This window comes from Acinetobacter sp. YH1901134, assembly GCF_013416965.1.
Lineage (GTDB): Bacteria > Pseudomonadota > Gammaproteobacteria > Pseudomonadales > Moraxellaceae > Acinetobacter > Acinetobacter amyesii.
This window is the reverse complement of the sequence record NZ_VPEW01000003.1, coordinates 222159-246056: the sequence shown is the minus strand read 5'-3', so window position 1 is coordinate 246056 and position 23898 is coordinate 222159. Positions and strand designations below refer to the sequence as shown.

The following is a 23898-nucleotide window of genomic DNA, read 5'->3' as shown; positions in this document are numbered from 1 at the left end:
CATTTTATACTACATGCTGTAATTATCATGAAGAATGACGAGCACATAAAATAGACATGCTAGATTCTCCTTTTTTTGAGCTATCCCCCATTGCCATGTGGCTTGAAGATTACAGTGAAGTCAAAAAACAATTTGATCTCTGGCGTCAGCAAGGTTTGCAGGATCTCGCCACTTTTCTTCAACAAGATGAATCACGAATTCTGCAATGTGCAAGAAAAATAAAAATCTTACAGGTCAATACAAAAACGTTAGAACTGTATCAAGCACGTGACTTTGAACATTTATGTCAAAACCTCGATCTCGTTTTTCAGGCGGAGATGTGTCAAACACATATTAGAGAATTGGTTGCATTATGGAATGGGGAAACACATTTTTCCCATTCTGCCGTAAACTATACACTCAGTGGGCAACGCCTAGACATTCAACTCAAAGGCATCGTCCTACCAAATCATGAGCAGGATTTATCAGCAGCCTTAATTACAACTGAAGATATCACCTCTTATACTGAAGCTTGTCGTTTACATGAACAAAGTCGTCATTTGGCAGAAGCGCGTTTCCATTATTCGCCAACCTCACTTTGGGTAGAAGATTTCAGCCGGATTAAAATAAAATTAGATCAACTTCGCGCTTTAGGTATAGAAGATTTTGTGACATTTTTGGATGTTCACCCCGATTTTGTACAAGAGTGTATTAAGGAAATACTGATCGTTGATGTTAATCAGGCCACCCTTGATTTGTTTGGCGCTCCGAACAAAGAAATATTGCTCAAAAATGTACATAAAGTATTTACCAAAGAGATGCTTCAAACATTTAAAGAACAACTGATTGAACTTTGGAATGGTAATCTACATCATCAACGTGAAGCTATAAATTATGCACTTGATGGCAGTATTCGCCACGTCTTACTACAATTTACTGTATTTCCCGATTATCTTGATGATTGGAGCACCGTGCAGGTTGCCTTAACCGATATTACTGCACGTAAAAAGGCTGAAAATTATCTTGAGTATTTAGGTAAACACGACGTACTGACCAAACTCTATAATCGTTCATTTTATATAGCAGAACTCAAGCGTCTCGAACGCAATCAATTACGTCCTGTTTCTTGTATTTTTATTGATTTAAATGGACTAAAAGAACTCAATGACAGTATTGGGCACGATGCTGGTGACAGTATCCTCAGACGTCTGGGCAACATTTTAAACCAACTTATTCAGCATACGCCCTATTCTGCTTCGCGCATTGGCGGTGATGAATTTGTCATACTTTTACCGGGTGCTGATGATGCAGCACTGCAAAACTGTTTACAAAGTTTGAATGAGTTGTTATTGGTCGATAACCAATTTTATTCAAATCAACCGATGAGTATATCGATTGGTTCTGCCACCAATATCTTGAATGAGCGAATGGAAGATATGCTTAAACGTGCTGATCTTGACATGTATCGTCAGAAGAAAAAGTATTATCTAAATAAAGACCGTAGAATTCAGTCTGAAATACGCAATTAACATCAATCATTTGCAATAAAAAAGCCATGGTTTTAATCATGGCTTTTTTATTTAAATCTCTTAACGCTTACCCATCGAACGACGTGTACCGCGTGGTGGCATCCAAGTACGGTCAGCATAACGCTGAGGTTTTGGACGCATATCTTCAAAGATTTCATCCGAAGCATTATCTTCAGCTTTTTTAATCGGAAAAGGCAAATTAACTAAAGCCTTTTTCTTGGGAGGGTTTTGCGTACTCATACGAATAACTCAATTGAATCTGGTGCTATTGTACAAAAAAAAATGGTTTTGGTGTAAAAGGCTTTAAGAGATTAACCACGATTAACATATAACGACTCAACGATGACCTATGACTTATATCTGTAGAGGAAAACAAAGCAAAAAACTGCTTTGAATATGGTCGTTTTAAACTATTTTATTGACCTAAACAAATCAATTCACTGTCATTTATGTCAATAAATATTTAATATTTACAAATAGATAGAAGCATTTCTAAATTTCAAAAAAGTTCGATTTTTTTACACAAATACCCAATTAAAGCCTTCAAATAATACAAATCATCAAGAATGTTACAGGACTATTACGTTTATTCTTGTTTTCTATAACATTTTTTTACGCACTAATTTTGAATAATGAGCACTTAGAAAAATTATTATCAATTTACGGACATGGAGTCCTTTCAAATGAAAAAAAGTGTATTGTGCATTGCTGCTTCAATGGCTGCCCTACCTATGCTCAGTCATGCAGACTCACCATATTTTAGTTTAAAAGATGGCGATGGCTTCAAACGTTTTTCTGTCTCTGTTGGTGCTTTACATGTTATGCCACAAGGTAAAGCGCAGCCATTTCGTGTAAATACTGCCATCAATGAAGGCTATGAGGCAGATGTTGGCAAAGTTAAATCACAAACAGTAAAAGACAATATTCGAGAAGGGTACAAAGTTCCGCCCCTACTAGAAGTTGCGCTAAATACTTTGGACACTGTTCCTGCTGCAATGAGTGGTAAAGCCACTATTTCAGGACTTGAACAATGGGACAATCCAGGGACCGGTCTTGAAGCAGACGATGTCACCACGCTTGGGATCATGACCAACTATTTCTTCACTGACAATGTATCACTAGAAATGAAAGCGGGTATTCCGCCAAAAGTTGATTTACAAGGCTCAGGGAAAATTTATGCACCATTTTCTGCCATTGCAAAACCACTAGGCGGTGCACTGGGAAATCTTGAACTTGAAAATGATATTTTCATTACCGACTTAGGCGCACATGGTGCAGCAGCTTCTGCACGTGCATGGACTCCGGCTGCTGAAATCCAATATCACTTCGGTAAAACGGGTGTTAATAAATTCCGTCCCTATGTGGGTCTAGGCGTGATGTATGCTTACTTCAATGAGTTGGAAATGAATCCAAAAATTGAGAAAGATTTGATTGCCGCAGGTCACATGATTGCCAACATTAAAGAAGGTAATGCAGGCGCCTCTTTGGAAGGAAAACCAAGTAAGGCAAATCCAAAAGTTGATTTAGAGGCAACTGATGTATTTGCTCCGGTTGCGACGGTGGGCTTCACGTATGATTTCAATGATAAATGGTTTGCTGTTGGTTCTGTCAGCTATGCACACCTTCAAAATGAAACCACCATTACCGTTACAGATGCGACACACGGCGAACTGATCAAATCTAAAGCGGATATTGAAGTAAACCCGATCCTTGCATATGCAGGTATCGGTATGCGTTTCTAATTAATAACCTGAATATAAAAAAAGACGGCTACAGCCGTCTTTTTTATTAGGCTATATATGGTCTTTTATTTTGAATTATCTCTTCAATCTCTTTTAAACACTTTTGAATTTCGGCTGTGTCATTTTTCTTTATTCATCCATAGTTACCTATAAAAAAAATTTATTGTTTGGTGAATTAAATTTAATCGCAACTCTGCGTTTATTCGAATACCATTGGGTTAAATTTAAAGAATGTAGCCTGCTATATGTCTGATACTCGTTTCTCAAAGCCCCTGATTTACATGCTCATTGGCAGTGCTATTATTTTGGCATTGTCTTTAGGGGTGCGTCATGCATTTGGCCTCTATCTCGTGCCGATGAGTGATGAATTCGGTTGGGGACATAACGTATTTAGCCTTGCCATTGCCATGCAAAACTTAATTTGGGGTGCTGTGCAGCCAATTACTGGGGCTTTTGCAGATAAATATGGCAGTAAGATCGTGGTCGCCGTCGGTGGTGCATTATATGCCCTCGGACTATTACTCATGGCCATCAGCTCTACCGGTTTACTGCTTAATTTAAGTGCAGGTTTAATCCTGGGTTTGGCTCTCTCAGCCACATCCTTTCCAGTATTACTCTCGGCCGTAGGACGTGCAGCGCATCCAGACAAACGTAGTTTAGCCATGGGTATTGCCAGTGCCGCAGGTTCTTTTGGTCAGTTCATTATGCTGCCCTCTACGTTACTGCTACTGCAAAAATTTGGTTGGTCTTCAGCTTTGGTGGTCAGCGCCATTTTAATTGCGCTTATTATTCCTTTAGCTTGGATGCTAAAAGCACCAATGTATGTTGCACCAAATGCAACTAATACGCATGAAGCCTCTCTGACTTTTAAACAAATTTTGCAATTGGCTTGGGAGCATAAACCCTTTTGGTTTCTAGCACTCGGTTTCTTTGTCTGTGGCTTCCAAGTGGTGTTTATTGGCATCCATCTTCCGGGATATTTAATCGATCATGGCTTTAATGCCACTACGGGCACTATTTTCCTAGCGCTCGTTGGACTGTTTAATATTGTCGGCACCTACACAGCAGGTTGGCTTGGCGGCAAATATTCCAAACCAAAGCTGTTAATGGGACTTTATGGTTTACGTGGCATTGCCATTATTGCCTTTCTTTTGCTGCCTTTAAGCACATGGACAATCTATGCTTTTGGCGTCATTATGGGTCTACTATGGCTTTCTACCGTACCGCTCACCAACGGTATAGTGGCCAATATGTTTGGCGTTAAATATCTCAGTATGCTCAGTGGCATCGTGTTCTTTACTCACCAAGTCGGTTCATTTTTTGGTGGTTGGTTGGGTGGTGTGAACCACGATATGACCGGTAACTATAATGCCATTTGGATTTTTTCGATTGTCCTGAGTATTTTTGGGGTATTGGTACATTTCATGGTTAATGAGGAAAGTGTCATTCATGACTAATTCAACATTATGGTTTCGACTCAGTATTGCCCTCAGTATTCTGGCCTTGTTGGCCTTATCCATCGGCTTATGGAGCCAAACGCCTGAATTATTCGAATACTTTAACCAAGCGTTTTGTGCACATTAAAGACGCATAGAAGCCTTAATTCCAATTCAAACTGCTGTTTTATCAACACTACAACAGCAGTTTTTTAGCTATTTTCTACACGATTCAATAAAAGCTGCATTTTCAGCATATTAGTATTAATAATACGTTTTTTCATAAACTTAGCTTATTTTTTAATTTTCCAACCTGCACTTTCTTCCATAGATTAAGTCTCAATAAAGAACAATTTGAGAACTTATGAAATGACCGCATTAACTCAACTTTCACAAGCCATCCATGATGCTCCGCGTTGGCATCAAGCAGAACATTTTCAAGATGGCAATGAAATTCGTATTGAAGTGCAACATGACCAAGCTTTGGGGGCTGTGGTTTATGGTTTAGATGCGCGTAAAGCACAGTCTGGGGAAACCATCTACCGTTTAAAACAAGCGCTGGCAGAACACTTGATTTTAATTTTTAAACATCAAAGTCTAGATGATTTACAGTATCTCGCGTTTGCAAGCTACTTCGGTTCAATTTTCCGTCCTGGTGCAGATATTCCTGTGCTAGCATCACAAGATGATACAGGTACACCACCAGACGTCGTACCTGTTTCAAATGCAGTCGGCAAAGGTGACTATACTGGACATGGTGAATTGGCTGCGCATGCAGACCATCAGTGGACTCCGCTGCCATCTTTTGGTTCATTACTCTATGCCATTGAACTACCGCAAGACGGTGGACAAACCTCATGGTATAACACCATTAAAGCCTATGAAGCTTTAGATGAAGCGACACAAAAACATTTAGACCAACTTCAACTCATTACCTATAACCCATTTGTCCGTGCCAAAAATAATAAAGGCACAACGGGATATGGCGCTACACCTCTTTACCGTTTCAAAGACCAACCGATTGTTGGACATGCCTATCCACATCCGCTTGTACGTACCCATCCAGAAAGTGGCCGTAAAGGTCTGTGGTTAAATGAACGATCTGAAGTGGAATTGGTTAACTACGATGATCAGTCGGGCAGTGAGTTGATTGCATCTTTACGTGAACATTTATTGAAACCTGAGTTTCGATATGAACATCAATGGGAAGAAGGTGACATTGTGTTTTGGGATAACCAAGCCACTTTACACTCACGCCGCCCTTTCCCTTCAGACCAACGTCGCCTATTAAAGCGAATTAGCCTAGCAGGAGGACGACCATACTGATGTTAAACTTCATGCCAACAATAAAAAATAAATAACCCTGTAAAATCCGTGTTTGAGCAATAACTCCAAATAATTAAAATTTTAAAACAATAAGAACACTGCTCAAATTACGGATGATCTATATCTAAGGCCTTAAAACCTGAAATCAAATGGTCTAACATCGCACGCACACCCGGCAGCATGCCTTGTCGTGTCGCGTATGCAACATGGATGACCCCTTGCGGCAATTGCCACTCAGGAAACAGTTCAATTAACTCACCACTTTTTAAAGCATCACGTACAAACACTTTGGGCAAAGAAGCGATTCCCACGCCAGAAAGAGCAGCAGAAATCATGGCACTAAAACTGTCAGTTCTTAAGCGTGGATGAAATTCAATTTGTTGAGTTTCACTTTTTTCACGATGTCGGAAATCCCAAAAATGTTTAGGCCGATCAAAACCAATACACGGAAAATTTTGAATCTCAGCCAATTGCTGTGGTATTTCACGCTCGAAGAAAAGTTGTGGCGATGCCACCAAAACATGATCCCAAGCATCTAAATCTCGAACGATCAAATCACTATCCATTAAAGGCATATTACGAACACGAATTGCTAAATCTACGCCTTCCTCAATGACATCAACCCGATGATTGGTCGCCATCAGGTGCACACTGATGTCTGGATATTGCTGCATAAAATCGGTGACCATTTTTGCAACAGGCATTTCCACTAAAGCCAGAGGACAAGAGATTTTAATTTGGCCACAGAGTTGGTCATTCAACGTACTAAGCACAAAGTTTTCCGTTTCGTTGACTTCCTCTAAAATTTTTAAGCAATGCAAATAGAACTGTTGTCCTATTTCAGTCACAGTAAATTTTCGCGTATTACGCTGAATCAGACGTACACCCAAACGGGTCTCTAACTCTGTAATACGGCGTGATAGCTTAGATTTTGTAATACCCAATGCTTCACTGGCTTTGGTATAACCTTGGTATTTTACCACTTGCACGAAGTAGTAATAGTCATTTAAATTTTGCATCATTATTTCATTTTTAGAATAATCTGTTGAGTTTTTCGCCCTGTCATTCCCTCACTATACCTCAATAATAGATCTCAGAAGCAATAAATTGAGGGCTGAATTATGAATCCAATCAAACGTGTTTATCATAGTGATCGTATTACTTGGGTGGGCGATGGCTTCCCAACTAACTCTATGCTCCCTATGCAAGAAATGGGCAATCAAACCAGTCCATTTCTCGTTATGGGCTATACCGGCCAATATCATTTCTTTCCAAGTCATCATCAACGTGGTGTTGGATCACATCCACATCGTGGCTTTGAAACAGTAACCATTGTTTATGAAGGTGAATTGGAGCATTTTGACTCTAAAGGAAATCACGGCAGCATTGCCAAAGACGAAGTGCAATGGATGACTGCGGGTCGAGGCATTATGCACGAAGAACACCATTCTAAAAATTTTGCCAAAACTGGCGGAAATTTAGACATGGTACAACTTTGGGTCAATTTACCTCGTCATGCCAAAATGAGTGAACCTCGCTATCAAGAACTGACAACAGCCAATATTGCTGAAGTAAAGCTTGCACAAAATGCAGGCGTGGTACGCGTTATTGCTGGCCAATTTGAAGATACATTGGGCGCCGCTGAAACCTTTAGCCCGATGAATGTATTGGATGTGCGCTTGAATGCAAATGCTGAACAGGAATTTTCATTCAACCCACAGTGGAATAACATGATTTTTGTATTAAGTGGGGCGATCGAAATTGAAGGTCAACGCTTTGATGCGAAACAGACTTTATATGTGAGTGACCAAGTATCGTCCTTGAAACTTAAATCTTTTGAAGCAACCAAACTGCTTATTTTAAGTGGCGAAGCTTTAAATGAACCGATTGCGGCACATGGACCATTCGTCATGAATACTGAAGATGAAATACGTCAGGCATTTTATGATTTTCAACATGGTCATTTTGCTTAAATATTTCCACGATAAAGTCCCAATAAAAAACCGCCTTCTGGCGGTTTTTTTATATCTATGTTGGTATGAATTACGCATCACGCTTTCAACAGATTATTGCGTGACTTTTTGATAAAACGCATCTATTGCATTGACCATTTGCTCAAGTCCCGGCTGTTCCAAAGGATAATGTCCTGCATTTTTCAACAGCACGACATCGACTGGAACTTGGTGAATCCGTGCTAAAAATGGCTGACTTAAAGCCAAAGGCGTCCAGCGGTCTTGTTCAGGCTGCGTTAGTAAAATTGGGCAGACATCAAACTGCTCCGGTGGCGTGTCATTTTTATAATATAAATACGAATCTAGAAATTTAACCGATACACTATTCCCAGCTGACGTTTTATCTTTTAAAAAGACCTGCAATGCTGCGTCATTATTCACCAAACGATGCATTTTACTTACCCACCGCATCGGCATTGGCAATGCTGAAAATGGTGTATGTGCTGTCACATGAGCCAGTGGGCTGCCCACGCGGCTCATAAATTTATTCAAAGAGACTTGATCACGCACAGTTTTATTTGAAGTATCTAGAAAGGTCATACCGACGATACCGTTCACCTGTTTATTTTTTGCTGCCACGTGATAGGTCAACATACCACCTGCACTAAGCCCATACAAAACGATAGGACGATGATCTTTTTGTCGCTCGGCTTCAATGAGGTCATTGCCTGCTTGAACCCAGTCATCATAACGAATTTTTGAGCCCTTTTTGACTTGGGTGAGGCCATAACCGGGCATATCAATAGCGATAGTTTCATAGCCACGCTGTGCCAAAGGATGCCCCAAAATCATCGACATTTGTCGCCCATTTGTCCCCACACCATGAAACAAAATGACCTTCACTTTTGCCTGTGGATTACGATAGGTGTCTAAGTGAACAGTATGCCCCTGCCAATTCCACCACTCTTCTTTGGGTCGCTGCGTTTCGGTTAAATGGTATTCTTTTGGGAGATAGTGCTGAATGTCCTGCCAACTGTTTTGATCTGTATAACTTGCTAATGCTTGTGAAGCAAGTAGCTGATCATCTGCAAATGCCATGATTGAAAGTAACGATGCAATGCCACTCATCAACCACTTCAATAAAGCGCTCAAAATTTCTGATAAGGTGTCTGATTTTGGAGAATTCATTTTTAGACAATTTTTTATGTGTATGTGCTGATGCTAATCAGCGGCGGAAACCGACGCCATGTGCATGTGGGACAGCACTATGTCACTTCGTCCAATTATCTTTTACCCTGCTAAGCACTTCAAAATATTTTTGAAGCAGGATTTACATACTCCTGCAATAATCAGCCTTTAAGATCTTTTAACATTCAAGCTTTTATCCTTTAGAAATTCATAACCTTACTTTTGATTTTAAATATTGGTAACGCATGAGCCAGTCCAAACCACAACGAAACCTTGTCATCTTTCTCACCTTTTTAAGATTAGGGTGTATTGCATTTGGTGGACCTGCGGCACATTTGGTGTTGTTTTTTCAATATTTTGTGAAACAAGAAAAATGGATAACAGAGCATGAATATGCGCATTTGCTGGCCTTGGCTCAAGTCCTTCCAGGCCCAACAAGTAGCCAGCTCGGCATGGCGATTGGATTTCAACTCAACCGCTATCAAGGTGCTTGTTTTGCATGGTTAGGATTTACTTTACCTTCAGCCCTGCTGATGTGTGCCGCGGCCACTTTAAGTATAAAACTCAGTAATCAACTCTCAACTTTATTCTTTCATGTTATTCAGTTAATTGTACTAGCCGTTGTTGCATGGGCATTTTGGCAAATGATGCGAAGCTTCTGTAAAACAAAATTTCAGTATCTAGTCATGCTTTTAGCTGCATTTTTTATTTATTTCTTTCAATTTTCTCTAAATCAAGTTTTGGTGATTTTATGCGCTGCAATTATCGGTTTAGTTTTATCGTCAAATCAATTACGCAGCCAAAAGCCAAATATCGCCGAAACAGTTCCACCCAAACATGACAATTTTAGCCGGAATGCACATGAAAATACTTGCACCTCTTGGTTATGGCTTCTCGCCTTTATCAGCCCTTTTTTCGTTCTGCCATTCTTCGATATACAACACAGCAGTGTCTTGGCATTTAGCTTAGAAAGCTTCTACCGCACAGCGTCCCTCGTCTTTGGTGGTGGACATATTATTTTGCCATTTTTACATCAGGACTTTGTCTCTACAGGACTGATCAGTAATGAAAATTTTGACTTAGGCTATGCCCTTGCACAACTCATGCCGGGACCTTTGTTTAGTTTTGCCGCCTATCTCGGCACACTTTTACCCATGACTGATGCGCCAATCTTGAATGCCGCACTCGCGACTGTGGCGATATTTTTACCATCATTTTTATTACTGTTTGGCTTATTACCGTTTTGGAATAAGTTGATGAAATACCCGATGCTTTTTGGCACCTTAAAAATAATCAATGCAGCTGTCGTCGGTTTATTACTGTGTCTACTATTTCAAATGAGCCAAAAATACATCATTCAATGGACGGACTTTATATTTGTTGCCGTCGTTATTGCTTTACTTCGCAGCAAGCTGCCAGTCTGGTTTAGCTTAATAAGCAGTTTTATCGGCTATTATGCTTTTTTAACTTTTCTGCCTTTTTAAACTTAAGCAAAAAACTTTAGCTAAAGGAATAATCTAATCCTCATCGATTAAGCTTGCGCCCTTGACCACGGTCTTCCCCTCGACCTGATCCAGTTGATAATGCTGCACATCACTATACTGTTTGATCATTTCAACCAGTTCATTGGAATGTGTGGTCAACCAAAGCTGCGTATAGCGACTTGCTTCGGCAATCAGCATCGCCAAGGCAGGTAATAAATCTGGATGTAAGCTATTTTCTGGCTCATTCAGTGCCATAAAATTTGGGGGTCTTGGACTCAATAAAGCCACAGCTAAACACAAAAACCGTAAAGTCCCATCTGAAAATTCGGCACTTTCCAAAGGTCTTAAGATCCCTTGCTTTTGCATCATCATTTGAAAGCGCCCACCCATTTCCTGCACATAAAATTGGGTCTGCGGAAAGGCTTTTTCTAGTACTTCAAACAAGGTTTCACTGTTGCCACGCTCACGTAAAGTTTCAAAAGCCGCAGCTAAATTTGTACCATCATGCGCTAAAACTGGCGAACGAATGCCCACCTGTGGGACACGGATCGGTGAATTTCCACTGACAGAAAACTCATGATAAAAGCGCCAGTTTTTCATGGTCTCACGCACTTGTGAAACTTCGGGATATAAGTGTGGATCGGACAATTGTCCAAACACCGACTCTTCTGGTGTTAATGCCATCGGATAAGCAATCCGTTCTTCATCAACATTTTTAAGAAATGCCGCTTGGTTGGTTCTTTCCAACAACTCACTCATTTTTCGACGTTGATAGCCGCTTAACCAAATCCCTTCAACTTTGACCAAAGGATCGAGTGCAAACAAGGTGATGAGCGGTTCAGGAAAACCAATTTCAAGTTGATATTCATAATGCTCCATCTCCACTGCAAGCTTCATGCGCTTAGGGTCTTTCGATCGATCACCTGCACGGTGACCACCTGCCCACATGATTTTTTGAATCCCACCTTCGTTAGCAATAGCTTGGGATAATTGGCCATTTGCAGCTTCATGCAGGAGACGTACAGCTTTATATAGATTGGATTTACCACAACCATTCGGACCACTGACGATATTCAGACGCGATAAGGTCAGATTCATATGATGAATAGATCGAAAACCTTGAATGGTCACTGAACGGATCGTCATAAGCTACCTAAAATGAGTTGGAAATGCTGATGATTATAAGTGGATTGAATGTATATTTTGCATACACTTTATTCTTACCATAAAAAACCCGCAAGCCGAAACTTACGGGTCTTTCATTGCACAATCTAAGTTAAATTTAACCTTAGAATAAGCGGTTCATACCATTCAATGTTGCAACACGGTACGCTTCCGCCATAGTCGGATAGTTAAATGTGGTTTCTACGAAATATTTAATCGTATTGTTCGGGCTGTTCATCACGGCCTGACCAATGTGAATAATTTCCGCAGCATTATTACCGAAGCAATGAACACCTAAAATTTCTAAAGTATCACGATGGAACAAGATTTTAAGCTCGCCCACGGTGTCACCTGTAATTTGCGCACGTGCCAAATGACGGAAAGATGCCTGACCCACTTCATACGGAATTTTTTCTTCAGTTAACTGTTGTTCAGTTTTACCAATCGAAGAAATTTCAGGAATTGTATAAATACCTGTAGGAATATCCGTTACAGGTGCAATTCCTTCTTCACCGCTCATGTTAGAACCGGCACAGCGACCTTGGTCATATGCAGCAGATGCAAGTGAAGGCCAACCGATTACATCACCCGCAGCAAAGATATTCTCTACTTCAGTTTGATATTGATCATTCACGGTTAATTGACCACGGCTGTTTGGTTTGATGCCTACATTTTCTAGGCCTAAACCATCGGTATTACCAGAACGACCGTTACACCACAAAATCGCATCTGCTTTAATTTTCTTACCACTTTGCAAGTGCAGAACTACATGATCATCATGTGTTTCAAGATGATCAATCTGCTCGTTGTGGCGAATCAGTACACCCTGCTCACGTAAACGATATGACAATGCATCTGAAATTTCATCGTCTAAATAGCTGAGTAATTTGTGCTGTGTATTGATCAAATCGACTTTGTGGTCTAGACCAATAAAGATAGACGCGTATTCACAACCAATCACACCTGCACCATAAATAATGATTTTTTGGATTGAATAATCCAGATCCAAAATTTTGTCTGAATCAAATACGCGAGGATGATTAAAGTCTAAAGCAGCTGGACGGTAAGGACGTGAACCTGTAGCAATCACTAATTGCTGGAATACTAAAGTTTCCGTCATACCTTCATTGCTAAAAATCAAAACAGTGTTTTGATCTTGGATATACGCACGGCCGTGGAAAATATCAATTTTATTACGGTCATAAAAACGTGAATGAGTTTCAACTTGTTGTTGAATCACTTTATGCGCATTACGTAACACCTGTTTCATCGTGAACTGTTTCCATTCACCGACTTTTTGGAACATAGGGTCACGTTGGTAACGTAAAATGCTTGAAACGGTCTGACGCAATGCTTTACTTGGAATTGTTCCTACATGGGTACAGTTACCACCAAGCTGTTCACGCATATCTACAATTGCAACTCGCTTACCTGATTTAGCAAGTTTCATTGCAGCGCCTTCACCCGCAGGGCCAGAACCCAGAACTACCGCATCGTATTTCACGAAAGTTCCACTAACGACCTCTTTCTTACGTGGCATTCAACGCTCCTTTACAAATATTCTTTAATCTAGGCTGTATTATGACGTATATCCTAACTTTTTTGGATATTTAGCTCACATATATTATGTGATAACCACATTTATTATATGAATATGGTTTTCCCCCTATTTAAGCTCAAGTCCGCTATAATGATCGAGCTAATTTTTTGAATATCTCCTCGTCAAAAACAGTGGAAAAGTTGAATATGTCTGAGAACCGTAAACCTGTACAGGGTGTAAAACTTCGTGGCGCAGAAAAAGTCGCTCGCATACCTGTGAAGGTTGTGCCAACGGTTGAAACGCCTCGTAAGCCTGACTGGATTCGGGTCAAAATGGCTGCCCCTGATGAAGTTCAACGTATTAAAACAACTTTGCGCGCACAAAAATTACATACCGTGTGTGAAGAAGCGGCTTGCCCGAACTTACCTGAATGTTTCGGTGGCGGTACTGCAACCTTTATGATTATGGGCGATATCTGTACTCGTCGTTGCCCATTCTGCGACGTTGCGCATGGTCGTCCCAATGCTCTTGACCCAGATGAACCACGTCACATGGCAGAAACCATTGCCAATCTTGGTTTGAAATATGCCGTAATTACGTCGGTCGACCGTGATGACCTAGTTGATGGCGGCGCACAGCACTTTGTTGACTGTATTAAAGAAGCTCGTGACTTGAGTCCAAAAACACTTTTGGAAATTCTAGTTCCTGACTTCCGTGGTCGTATGGATGTTGCCCTTCGTATTATGACGGAGTGTCCACCTGATGTCTTTAACCACAACATTGAAACCGTGCCACGTTTGTATAAAGCAATGCGTCCGGGTTCTGACTACCAACACTCTTTAAACTTATTAAAAATGTTTAAAGAATACTGCCCAGATGTTCCAACCAAATGTGGTTTGATGGTCGGTATTGGTGAAACTGAAGAAGAAGTGATCGCGTTATTAGACGACTTAAAAGCACACGATGTTGACTATGTCACCATTGGTCAGTACTTACAGCCCTCTAAAGAACATGCACCGATCGATCGTTTCGTTACACCTGAAGAGTTTGATCGTTACACAGCACATGGTCAAAAGCTTGGTTTCAAAAACATTTGGGCTGCACCAATGGTTCGTTCAAGCTACTTTGCTGACCGTCAATACTATGGTGAGCCAGTACCTGCGGTACGTCGTAAAACTGATCCTGCAAAGAAAATTGCAGTTCAAACGATTGAAGCTTAATCACGCAAAGATTTAAAACATCGCAAATTAAAGCCCTCATTGATTGAGGGCTTTTTTTGTGGCTTTCACACACACTCAGCCTAATTCGTTTCCCCATATAAGATCTTTCGAAAATTGTCAGTTCCTTAAACAGTATCCAATATATCGAATCATCCAAATTTACGTAATGTGACATTTCTTTGCCCGATAGGGATTGTGTTGTGATTATTTATTAATCAATCTATTGATAACACTTTATTTGCGCTTTCATGATATTCGCGCAATTGTCCAATCATACTCACCAGCCGAGTGATGCCATTTTGACAGTCTCATGCACTTTAAAATCAGAAAGACAAAAGATGAGATCATTTTTAAACGCATGTAGGCTGTTTTAAACGCATAACGCTCTGGCCCTTGTCACTGGAGCCATAACAAATGCTATTTATACTCAGTGCAGTACTCTTTATTTTTGCTCTTTGGGCCGTTTTTTTCTTTGAACTTTCACGAGCTGTAGGTGCAATAACACTGATATTTGTTTCAATTGCACTCGCCTTTTTAACCCCATGGTCATTAATACTTGGCATCCCGCTTATTGCTTTAAGTTTAATTGTGTTGATTGACCCACTGCGGCTCAATCTGCTCACCAAACCTGCCTATAAAACCTTAGCAAATGCGATGCCGAGTATGAGTATTACGGAACGTGAAGCATTAGATGCAGGAACAAGTTGGTGGGAAAAAGAGCTATTTATGGGCGCGCCTGATTGGAAAAAATTTGAGGCTTATCCCTACCCTCAGCTCAGCGCTGAAGAACAATCCTTCATTGATAATGAAGTCGAGCAACTTTGTGCCATGCTCAACGAGTGGGATATTCACCATAAACATAAAGACCTCCCACCAGAAGCTTGGCAATTCATTAAAGATAATGGCTTCTTAGGACTGGTGATTCCAAAATCGTATGGAGGACGTGAATTTAGTTCATTTGCACAAAGCCGTGTCATGAGCAAGATTGCATCTCGATCACTGACTGCCGCAGTCAGTTGTATGGTGCCCAACTCTCTTGGACCGGGGGAATTACTTCTACACTATGGTACCGAAGCACAAAAAGACAGATACCTCCCTGGCCTTGCAAAAGGTGAAGAAATTCCATGTTTTGGACTCACCAGCCCTGAAGCAGGCTCAGATGCAGGCGCCATTCCAGATACAGGTGTCGTCTGTTATGGCACTTTTGAGGGACAACAAGTGCTCGGCTTAAACATGAACTTCTCCAAACGCTGGATTACCCTTGCACCAATTGCCACCGTCATTGGTCTGGCATTTAAGTTATACGATCCAGATGGCTTATTGGGAGATAAAAATAAAACGGAATATGGCATCACCTGCGCGCTGCTACCGGCGAGTCATGACGGTGTCATTACAGGCCCTCGTCATAATCCAGGCTCACCATTTATGAATGGGACAGTTGAAGGTAAAGATGTCTTTATTCCCTTAGACTGGATCATTGGTGGGATAGAAAATGCCGGTAAAGGCTGGCGTATGCTGATGGAATGCTTAGCGGTCGGTCGTGGTATTTCACTCCCAGCTTTGTCAACGGCAGCCGGAGAAATGGCATATTTAAATGTCGGTGCATTTGCCAAAGTTCGTCAGCAGTTTAAAATTTCTGTAGGTAATTTTGAAGGTGTACAAGAAGCTTCGAGTGATATCGCATCAGATGCTTATATGCTTGAAGCATTTCGCTATTTGGTGACTTGTGGTTTAAACCAAGGCGGCAAACCTGCTGTAATGACTGCAATGGCCAAATACTATGCCACTGAAACCATGCGTAAAGTAGTCAATCATGGCATGGACATCGTCGGTGGACGTGCCGTGCAAATGGGACCTCGTAATTTTTTAGCTTTGAATTATCAAGCCATTCCTGTGTCAATTACCGTCGAAGGCGCCAATATTCTAAGTCGCTCTCTGATGATTTTTGGACAAGGCTCAATGCGGTGCCATCCATATTTATTTGAAGAGCTACAATTACTTCAAGCCGAAGATAAAAACGCTGCACTCAATACATTCAATGAAATGCTCTTTAAGCACTTAGGCTATACCTTTAACCGAACTGCACGCGCCTTTGCTTATGCGTTCACAGGTGGCCCATCCGACTCACCAGCTTCAGCAGATGAATTTAGCCGCCCCTACTATAAAAAAATTAATCGATTCAGTGCCGATTTCGCGCTGACTGCAGATATGTGTCTTGGCCTATTAGCCGGTGATATTAAACGTAAAGAAATGCTTTCGGGCCGACTTGCAGACATTCACTCTTATTTATTTATAGCAACGGCTATTCTTAAATATTATGAACAAGGTCAAAGAAGTGAAGCTGAACAATTACATGCGCAACTTGCATTAGATAAAGCTTTGTACAATGTTGAAGAAGCTTTCCAGGGCTTATTTGACAACTTCCCAATGCGGCTGGCAGCAAGCGTAGTAAAAATCATCTGCTTTCCGTTTGGACGAGTTGTTGCCAAACCGACAGACCGTTTAAAACGTGAAGTTGCCACTCAAATGATGCTAGACAATACTTTCCGCCAAGAACTGAAAAAGCACGTGTATTACAGCACAGCAGCAGATGAAGTTTCTGGTCGTATGGAAAATGCCTTTTTACAATTGTTGAAAATTGAACCGCTGTGGAACCATTTTAAAAAAGCTGAATCTAAAGGCCAATTTAAAGGTTTAACTTTTGAAGCACATATAGCCGATGCAATTGCACAAAAAGTCATTACAGCCTCTGAAGCTGAACAGCTCAGCACTTACAACATTCAACGCTATGACAGCATGCTCACAGATGTATTTGACATGCAGCTCATCCACGAACTTGAGCTATCCAATCCACATTTAACCGTTTCACCAGAAGTGAAAAAGCAACAACACACCGTTGATGAACCAGAAGCCTTCCTGCGTTATTAATCAGCTTCTGCATCGCTTTTAAGCTTTATTTTTCTCAAAATAAAAGCCATTCCACTGTTAAACAATGGGATGGCTTTTTTATACGACCATCAGCCAATGGTATCGCAGAGTCAAAGGTATAGGCTGTACTGCAAAATTACATCACAGAGGGTTTGCTACATGTCACAACAAGATTATGAAAATGGCTTAAAAGTTCGTACTGAAGTTATGGGTGAAAGTTTCGTTAAACGTGCTCAAGACAATACCGTGCCATTTACTCAACCTTTGCAAGATTGGATTAATGAGCATGCATGGGGTTCAACTTGGCAGCGTGAAGGCGTTTTACCCCGTAAATATCGCTCACTGATTACCATTGCATTTTTAACTGCACAAAAAAGTCCAACAGAACTCAAGGGTCATGTCCGAGGTGCTTTAAATAATGGGGCGACTGTAGAAGAAATTCAGGAAGTGTTACTTCATAGTTTGCCATATTGTGGCGCACCGGCGACTCAAGAAGCCTTTCGTGCGGCACTTGAAGTCATTAATGACTATCAAAAATCTGAATAAGTTACTGCGTTATAAAACGGCTTTAGAAAACTACGATTATCGTGGTTTTCTAAAGGTTTTCATCTTGTTTTTAACTTACGACCTTAAATGTCGTGAATTCCGAATCAAATCCAGTAGACATTAAAATTATAGAAGAATTCATTCACTTCAAATCGAACTTGATATCCCAATTCTGTAAGCTCAGCAGATAAACTTCGAATCTCTTCTAAAGCTAAATGCTTGGGTAAAACCGTAAATACGGCGGTATTCCCCTGTTTGGCATTTTCCTCAATCAGCAAAGCCAAACGTGTCTTATATAAGGCGATATCTAAATTGGCTTGACTGGATAAAACTTTGGCATATTCTGCGGGTAAAAAGCTCATATTCTTATACGCTTATCTAATTATTATTGCTTATAAATTAAGCCAAATTCAGCAAAGCGTGCAATGCATTTTTGTAATTGATATTTCAATTTCAAAGCGCATTGTTTGGCCCAAACGATGCACTTAAAAGCGATGTGCAAAAAAGGAACTCAAAAAAAATCCCTCATGAAGAGGGATTTTCTATACTAACGTGGTAATGGAATATATTGCGAGTCACTGTTTTGAGTTTGCGGTTTACGCTCTCCTACTTGTACCGGCAATGTCATCGCCTTACCATCTCGCTCAATATCAATTTGCATAGTGCTCAATGGCGCTTGCTGTGCAACGTAATTGATTAAATGTGAGGTCGAGGTAATCAGCTCATTATTCACTTTCATGATTTTATCACCACGTTTTAAACCTGCTAGTGCTGCAGGTCCATTACGAATGACATCTGCAACAATCACACCATTCACACGTGGATCTAAAATATTTTCTTGTTTAATTGGAAGTAAACTAATACCTAACCAACCACGAACCACTCGCCCATCTTTTAAAATAGCGTTCAGCACTTGTTGACATACTTTTGCAGGAATAGCAAAACCAATCCCCAAAGAGCCACCTGACTGCGAGAAGATCGCGGTATTTACACCAATTAAGTTCCCTGCAACATCAATTAAAGCACCACCAGAGTTACCGGGGTTGATCGCCGCATCTGTTTGAATAAAGTCTTCGTAAGTGTTGATTCCCAAATCTGAACGACCTGTAGCTGAGATAATCCCTTGTGTAACCGTCTGACCTACGCCAAAAGGGTTACCAATCGCTAGGACGACATCACCGACTTCATTGCCACTTAGCTTAAACGGTAAAACCGGTAATTGACTCATTTCAATCTTAATCACAGCTAAGTCTGTATCTGGGTCTGTGCCCACAACTTTCGCTTCAGCACGACGTCCATCATGTAAAGCCACAACGATCTGATCGGCCTGCGCAATCACATGGTTATTCGTCAAAATATAGCCATCTGGACGAACAATCACACCTGAACCTAAACTATTTTCGTTTTGATTGGTTTGATCTGGAAGTTGATTACCAAAAAACTCACGGTAAACAGGATCATTTAATAAAGGATGATCCAATTGTTTCACTTTTTGCGTAGTGAAAATATTGACAACCGCTGGAGCAGCAACTTTTACCGCAGCACTATACGAAACTACACCGCCTGTACGCGAAGTATCAATGAGGGGCTCAACCTTTTCTGCAGGCATTTTAACCCCATCTGGGGCAATGGGTGCTTTAGGTTTTTGAACCTGTTGCCATGTAAAGAAACCGATGATCACAAGTATTAATAATACCCAAGGTAACCATGTAAAGGTCCGACGCACGTCTATATCCTCTAAATTTTATAATTCATTGATGGCTAAATAATTAATATCGTATTGTAATGTAATATTTTCAACAAACTTAAAAATAAACACAGAGATTTGTGATTCTTTAGTTACAATTTAAACAATCGTAAATTTTGATGCATCTCTTTGAGATTTTGGACAGTATATGGCTCAGTTAAGTGAAATTATTCAGTGGTGTGACAGCACACTCAAAGCACATGAATTTAAGGACTATGCTCCCAATGGCTTGCAAATTGAAGGCTCAGCAGAAGTGCATAAAATTTTATGTGCAGTTACCGCATCACAAACTGCGATTGAAGCCGCAATCGCAGCAAATGCTGATTTGTTATTGGTACATCATGGTTATTTTTGGAAAGGTGAAGCTTACCCAATCACTGGTATGCGCGGCAAACGCATCAAAAGCCTGATCAAAAAAGATATTTCACTCGTAGGTTATCACTTACCTTTAGATAGTCACCCTACTTTAGGTAATAATGCAGCGATAGCTGATTTGCTCGAATTAGAGAATATTGAAGCCTTAGATCCTACTGAGCGCAATCCTATTGGCAATGTTGGTTATTTAAAACAAGCAATGACTCCAACAGCGTTTAAAGACTTTGTTTCTGAAAAATTAGGATTTGATGTCATTCACCTGCCGGCAGATAAACCATCGATTCAAAAAATTGGTTTTTGTACGGGCGGCGCACAGGACTTTATTGGCAAAGCCGCTGCATTAGATTGTGATGCGTACATTTCAGGTGAAGTTAGTGAACGTACTTTTTACGAAGCTGAAGAATTAAATGTGCATTATTATGCATGTGGACATCATGCAACTGAAAGATATGGTGTACAACGACTCGCAAAAGCTATTTCAGAACAGTTCAATATTGAGTATAGTTATTTCGAATTAAACAACCCGATTTAATTTAAATCGTTCTGGTCTTTGGCTCAGTCCTTATACGTATATTTTCAGGCTTTATTCTGTATTGTTATTTATAAGCAATGCGCATTTTACTGCAAGAATCTATTACAATAACGGCACTTAATGTCAAAACCCAGCAAAATGCAAGGAATTGAAAACATGACAACGATTACTTTACCAGCGTTACCTTACGGTTACGAAGATCTTGCTCCGCACATCAGCAAAGAAACTTTAGAATACCATCACGACAAACACCACAATACTTATGTGGTTAACCTAAACAAAGCAATTGAAGGTACTGACCTTGCTGGCAAAACTTTAGAAGAAATCATCACTGCTGTTAAAGGCGATGCTTCTAAAGCTGGTATCTTCAACAATGCAGCTCAAGTATGGAACCACACATTCTACTGGAACTGTATGGCTAAAAACGGTGGCGGTAAAGCTACTGGCGCTTTAGCAGCTAAAATAGACGAAGCTTTCGGTTCTTACGAAAAATTCGCTGAAGAATTTGCAAATGCTGCTGCAACTCAGTTCGGTTCAGGTTGGGCTTGGTTAGTTGCTGACGAAGTAAACGGTAACCTTTCTATCCTTAAAACTTCAAATGCTGACACTCCACTTGCTCACGGTAAAGTTGCAGTGTTGACTATCGACGTTTGGGAACATGCTTACTACATCGACTTCCGTAACGCTCGTCCTAAATACATCTCTACTTTCTTAGAAAGCCTAGTGAACTGGGACTATGCAAACGCTAAATATGCAGGTCAAGCTGCTGGCGTTGAAAAATAAGTTTTAAAACTTATTTTAAAGTAAAAAAATCACCCTTTTAGGGTGATTTTTTATGGGTTCTATAATTCTAAATTTATAAAAAGTTATTAGAACTTCTGTTTCTTTTTTTAGTTTCAGTGAAGCTAAAAAAATCTATGCAACATGGACTATTTTTCCCATGTTGCATGATAAACATTTAAAAAATTTAAAATCCGTAGTTATGGCCTTTCCCAACACAAGATTCTGAAATTTATTAAAATTAAGGTGTTTTCAAATACTATGTATTAAATTAATTGTAGGAGAATTACCATAGTTATATTTTTGAGAGTATAACTACGCAATTATTACCTTAAGAGATCATTTACGCCTAAATGACCAAACTTGCCATTTATTAGACGACCATCATCTAACTGCACGTTTTTAAATTCTATAGTTCCCTCTGAATCATTGACAGTTACACCACTACAATGATTATTCGTCAATTTACAGTTCCATTTCAGATAGATATTCACATTTAATTGACCCTTCTGTGGTCTTTGATAAGCTACATTTACATTTTTAGTTATAGTATCGTATTTCACTGTGAACTCTAGATCAGATTGCTTATCTCGACTCATAAAACGATAATATTTACTTTCATTCTCTGCATATGCAACTGCTGAAACAGTTTCATCAATTTTAAAAACTTCATCTCCTGCAATGACTTGACCATAAGGAATTTTTTTCACAAAACCTCCAGATACTTTTAAGTCTGGAGACGCAGTATATTCAACAGGGTTAGTAAATAAGTTATTGATGAATTTAAAGGTCGTTATACCATTTTTATAATCTGTATTTAATGTAAAATCTCGATTGAAGTAACCTTTATATATGTACACATCTTTAGGTTGCTCATTACTGAAATAATTCCCCTCTGTTAAGATAAATCTATCATGATCAATATCAAAAGGATTATTAAAATTAAAATAATATTCTTTATCGGTCGTAAAACTTAAAACAGAACTAGTTTTCCAATCCAAAAATTTTTCTATTGTTGCAGGTTTACCATTAACAATTAAGTCTGATTTCGCAGGATATTCATTAAATCGTTTGCTATCCCATACTGGCCAATCAGAATTTACTTCAAACTTAACAGAGCCTTTAATTTTAGCTGTAGATGCAAAGCCAATATTATTTAAACGTCCTGTTATAGAACCATGTGCATCTATAATAAAATAAGTTTTGCCATTACTCTGCTTTTCAATTTTATAAGAAAATATATCACTGCATGAATTTTGACATTGAACCCGCAGATACCCGTTAGCATTTTCCGAATAGCTAAAAACTCCAACTTTATCGTCATCAGGATAAAAATAAAGACCCGCCAAATTATTAATATGGGCAGACAAATCATTGCTTGGTGTAAGAATTTCTAGATTCCACATATTATTGTTAGTAGCAGATGCTTCAATCACACTATCTGTGTGAAATGGTGAAAACTTGATAGTTGAGTGATTAGCAATGCCAGAATTTTCAATTTCAAAATAGCCATGTGTCAAATCTGGACTTAGTACAGAAGTTTCTTCAATAGGCTTAGGCACAGATGTTTCTGATGACGTTGGACTACTTTCTCCTCCACCTCCACCGCATGCGACTAATAAAATAGATAAGAGAGTTGAAGTTAATAATTTTCTTCCAATGTGAAACATATAAATCCCTATGTAAAAATAAACTTTTAAATTTTATAAAATATTGAATTTAGAATACTTTTTTAAATATTCAATAACATTTCATGAAACTTTGTTTTGTTCTTATACAGGAAGCTAAGCCATTTGTGTACTTAGAAGATTTATTTATCTAAAAATTATTAAAAAAATCTGCTAATTAATTAAAAAAACTGGAATTTACCGACTAATTATTAACTATTTCAATATAATAAAGGTCATCCGAAATGACAGTACATACTGCTCTCAGCATGTTCAGAACTAGAATAGCGATCTAACGCAACCTTACCCACCATTCCATCCATCACTCTATTAACTATAATTGTTAAAGTATTCTAATAGGGTTTAACGCAACAAAAGCTTAAAATAATCAATAAATAAGCAAGAAACTCATCTTTGGATAATAAAAAAACATTTAAGCGCTTTATCTTTTATTTTTACTTGACCGCTTTAGCTTTCATCCCTAAAATGCGCATCAGATTCTCCAATAGCTCAGTCGGTAGAGCGACGGACTGTTAATCCGCAGGTCCCTGGTTCGAGCCCAGGTTGGAGAGCCATCTATTCTTCCATAGCTCAGTCGGTAGAGCGACGGACTGTTAATCCGCAGGTCCCTGGTTCGAGCCCAGGTGGAAGAGCCAGATTCTAAAAAGCCCACTCATTGCGAAGTGGGTTTTTTATTGCCTGATATTTAACAAAGCATACCTACTTTTTTGTTTTTGCTTTCCTAAAAAGTATCCGTATATTT

At 39.6% G+C, this 23898-nt stretch carries 20 protein-coding genes and 2 tRNA genes; 14 read left to right on the top strand and 8 right to left on the bottom strand.

Features of this window, described 5'->3' with window-relative positions; all coding sequences use genetic code 11:
- The first annotated feature begins 50 nt into the window (after positions 1 to 50).
- On the top strand, positions 51 to 1508 hold the full coding sequence (locus FTV50_RS02815; RefSeq protein ID WP_180023565.1) for a sensor domain-containing diguanylate cyclase: 1458 nt from the start codon (positions 51 to 53) through the stop codon (positions 1506 to 1508).
- A gap of 60 nt (positions 1509 to 1568) precedes the next feature.
- On the opposite strand, the gene FTV50_RS02810 is transcribed toward FTV50_RS02815, so the two are convergent.
- Positions 1569 to 1748, bottom strand: coding sequence for a hypothetical protein (locus tag FTV50_RS02810; protein ID WP_078190224.1), 180 nt, complete (start codon positions 1746 to 1748; stop codon positions 1569 to 1571).
- Between the two features lie 443 nt (positions 1749 to 2191).
- On the opposite strand from FTV50_RS02810, the gene FTV50_RS02805 reads away from it, so the two are divergent.
- From FTV50_RS02805 to FTV50_RS02795, 4 genes are all read left to right on the top strand, one after another.
- On the top strand, positions 2192 to 3250 hold the full coding sequence (locus FTV50_RS02805; protein WP_180023437.1) for an OmpW family protein: 1059 nt from the start codon (positions 2192 to 2194) through the stop codon (positions 3248 to 3250).
- A gap of 245 nt (positions 3251 to 3495) precedes the next feature.
- Positions 3496 to 4707 carry an MFS transporter gene (locus FTV50_RS02800; protein WP_180023436.1) on the top strand — a complete coding sequence of 404 codons (1212 nt, stop codon included), beginning with the start codon at positions 3496 to 3498 and terminating at the stop codon, positions 4705 to 4707.
- Positions 4700 to 4834 carry a hypothetical protein gene (locus tag FTV50_RS16640; RefSeq protein ID WP_257223842.1) on the top strand — a complete coding sequence of 45 codons (135 nt, stop codon included), beginning with the start codon at positions 4700 to 4702 and terminating at the stop codon, positions 4832 to 4834. Before FTV50_RS02800 ends, FTV50_RS16640 begins: the two co-directional genes overlap by 8 nt.
- Positions 4835 to 5055: 221 nt before the next feature.
- A complete protein-coding gene (locus FTV50_RS02795; protein WP_180023435.1) occupies positions 5056 to 6012 on the top strand; it encodes a TauD/TfdA family dioxygenase in 957 nt (318 codons plus the stop codon).
- 107 nt (positions 6013 to 6119) lie between these two features.
- Here the strand turns inward: FTV50_RS02795 and FTV50_RS02790 are convergent, their stop codons facing one another.
- Positions 6120 to 7031: a LysR substrate-binding domain-containing protein gene (locus FTV50_RS02790; RefSeq protein ID WP_180023434.1), complete on the bottom strand. Its 912-nt coding sequence runs from the start codon at positions 7029 to 7031 to the stop codon at positions 6120 to 6122.
- Between the two features lie 102 nt (positions 7032 to 7133).
- Here FTV50_RS02790 and FTV50_RS02785 point away from each other — a divergent pair, with 102 nt between their 5' ends.
- Positions 7134 to 7985 (top strand): pirin family protein, encoded by an 852-nt coding sequence (locus FTV50_RS02785; protein ID WP_180023433.1) that lies wholly within the window; start codon positions 7134 to 7136, stop codon positions 7983 to 7985.
- Between the two features lie 93 nt (positions 7986 to 8078).
- Here the strand turns inward: FTV50_RS02785 and FTV50_RS02780 are convergent, their stop codons facing one another.
- Positions 8079 to 9062, bottom strand: coding sequence for an alpha/beta hydrolase (locus tag FTV50_RS02780; protein WP_257223850.1), 984 nt, complete (start codon positions 9060 to 9062; stop codon positions 8079 to 8081).
- 335 nt (positions 9063 to 9397) lie between these two features.
- On the opposite strand from FTV50_RS02780, the gene chrA reads away from it, so the two are divergent.
- Positions 9398 to 10636 carry a chromate efflux transporter gene (gene chrA, locus FTV50_RS02775; RefSeq protein WP_180023431.1) on the top strand — a complete coding sequence of 413 codons (1239 nt, stop codon included), beginning with the start codon at positions 9398 to 9400 and terminating at the stop codon, positions 10634 to 10636.
- 33 nt (positions 10637 to 10669) lie between these two features.
- Here the strand turns inward: chrA and FTV50_RS02770 are convergent, their stop codons facing one another.
- The gene (locus tag FTV50_RS02770) at positions 10670 to 11782 is read right to left on the bottom strand and encodes an AAA family ATPase (RefSeq protein ID WP_180004940.1); all 1113 of its coding nucleotides are present in this window, start codon (positions 11780 to 11782) and stop codon (positions 10670 to 10672) included.
- A 142-nt stretch (positions 11783 to 11924) separates the two neighbouring features.
- Positions 11925 to 13340: a Si-specific NAD(P)(+) transhydrogenase gene (gene sthA, locus FTV50_RS02765; protein WP_078190237.1), complete on the bottom strand. Its 1416-nt coding sequence runs from the start codon at positions 13338 to 13340 to the stop codon at positions 11925 to 11927.
- Between the two features lie 206 nt (positions 13341 to 13546).
- On the opposite strand from sthA, the gene lipA reads away from it, so the two are divergent.
- The 3 genes from lipA (at position 13547) to FTV50_RS02750 (ending at position 18034) form a co-directional block, all read left to right on the top strand.
- Positions 13547 to 14560 carry a lipoyl synthase gene (gene lipA, locus FTV50_RS02760; protein WP_180004941.1) on the top strand — a complete coding sequence of 338 codons (1014 nt, stop codon included), beginning with the start codon at positions 13547 to 13549 and terminating at the stop codon, positions 14558 to 14560.
- Positions 14561 to 14974: 414 nt separating this feature from the next.
- The gene (locus FTV50_RS02755) at positions 14975 to 17488 is read left to right on the top strand and encodes an acyl-CoA dehydrogenase (protein WP_180023430.1); all 2514 of its coding nucleotides are present in this window, start codon (positions 14975 to 14977) and stop codon (positions 17486 to 17488) included.
- A gap of 159 nt (positions 17489 to 17647) precedes the next feature.
- A complete protein-coding gene (locus FTV50_RS02750) occupies positions 17648 to 18034 on the top strand; it encodes a carboxymuconolactone decarboxylase family protein (protein WP_005008801.1) in 387 nt (128 codons plus the stop codon).
- Positions 18035 to 18138: 104 nt separating this feature from the next.
- Here FTV50_RS02750 and FTV50_RS02745 read toward each other — a convergent pair whose 3' ends face one another.
- Together FTV50_RS02745 and FTV50_RS02740 are read right to left on the bottom strand one after the other, a co-directional pair.
- Positions 18139 to 18396 (bottom strand): hypothetical protein, encoded by a 258-nt coding sequence (locus FTV50_RS02745; RefSeq protein ID WP_180004813.1) that lies wholly within the window; start codon positions 18394 to 18396, stop codon positions 18139 to 18141.
- Between the two features lie 185 nt (positions 18397 to 18581).
- Positions 18582 to 19760, bottom strand: a complete 1179-nt coding sequence (locus FTV50_RS02740; RefSeq protein ID WP_180023429.1) for a trypsin-like peptidase domain-containing protein — start codon at positions 19758 to 19760, stop codon at positions 18582 to 18584.
- 169 nt (positions 19761 to 19929) lie between these two features.
- Between FTV50_RS02740 and FTV50_RS02735 the strand changes: the two genes are divergently transcribed.
- Together FTV50_RS02735 and FTV50_RS02730 are read left to right on the top strand one after the other, a co-directional pair.
- The gene (locus FTV50_RS02735) at positions 19930 to 20688 is read left to right on the top strand and encodes a Nif3-like dinuclear metal center hexameric protein (protein ID WP_180023428.1); all 759 of its coding nucleotides are present in this window, start codon (positions 19930 to 19932) and stop codon (positions 20686 to 20688) included.
- A 156-nt stretch (positions 20689 to 20844) separates the two neighbouring features.
- On the top strand, positions 20845 to 21471 hold the full coding sequence (locus FTV50_RS02730; RefSeq protein WP_078192384.1) for a superoxide dismutase: 627 nt from the start codon (positions 20845 to 20847) through the stop codon (positions 21469 to 21471).
- A 323-nt stretch (positions 21472 to 21794) separates the two neighbouring features.
- Here FTV50_RS02730 and FTV50_RS02725 read toward each other — a convergent pair whose 3' ends face one another.
- Positions 21795 to 23138 (bottom strand): hypothetical protein, encoded by a 1344-nt coding sequence (locus FTV50_RS02725; protein ID WP_180023427.1) that lies wholly within the window; start codon positions 23136 to 23138, stop codon positions 21795 to 21797.
- A gap of 496 nt (positions 23139 to 23634) precedes the next feature.
- Here FTV50_RS02725 and FTV50_RS02720 point away from each other — a divergent pair.
- Positions 23635 to 23710: transfer RNA gene (locus tag FTV50_RS02720), tRNA-Asn, on the top strand.
- A gap of 5 nt (positions 23711 to 23715) precedes the next feature.
- Positions 23716 to 23791: transfer RNA gene (locus FTV50_RS02715), tRNA-Asn, on the top strand.
- The last annotated feature ends 107 nt before the right edge of the window (positions 23792 to 23898 follow it).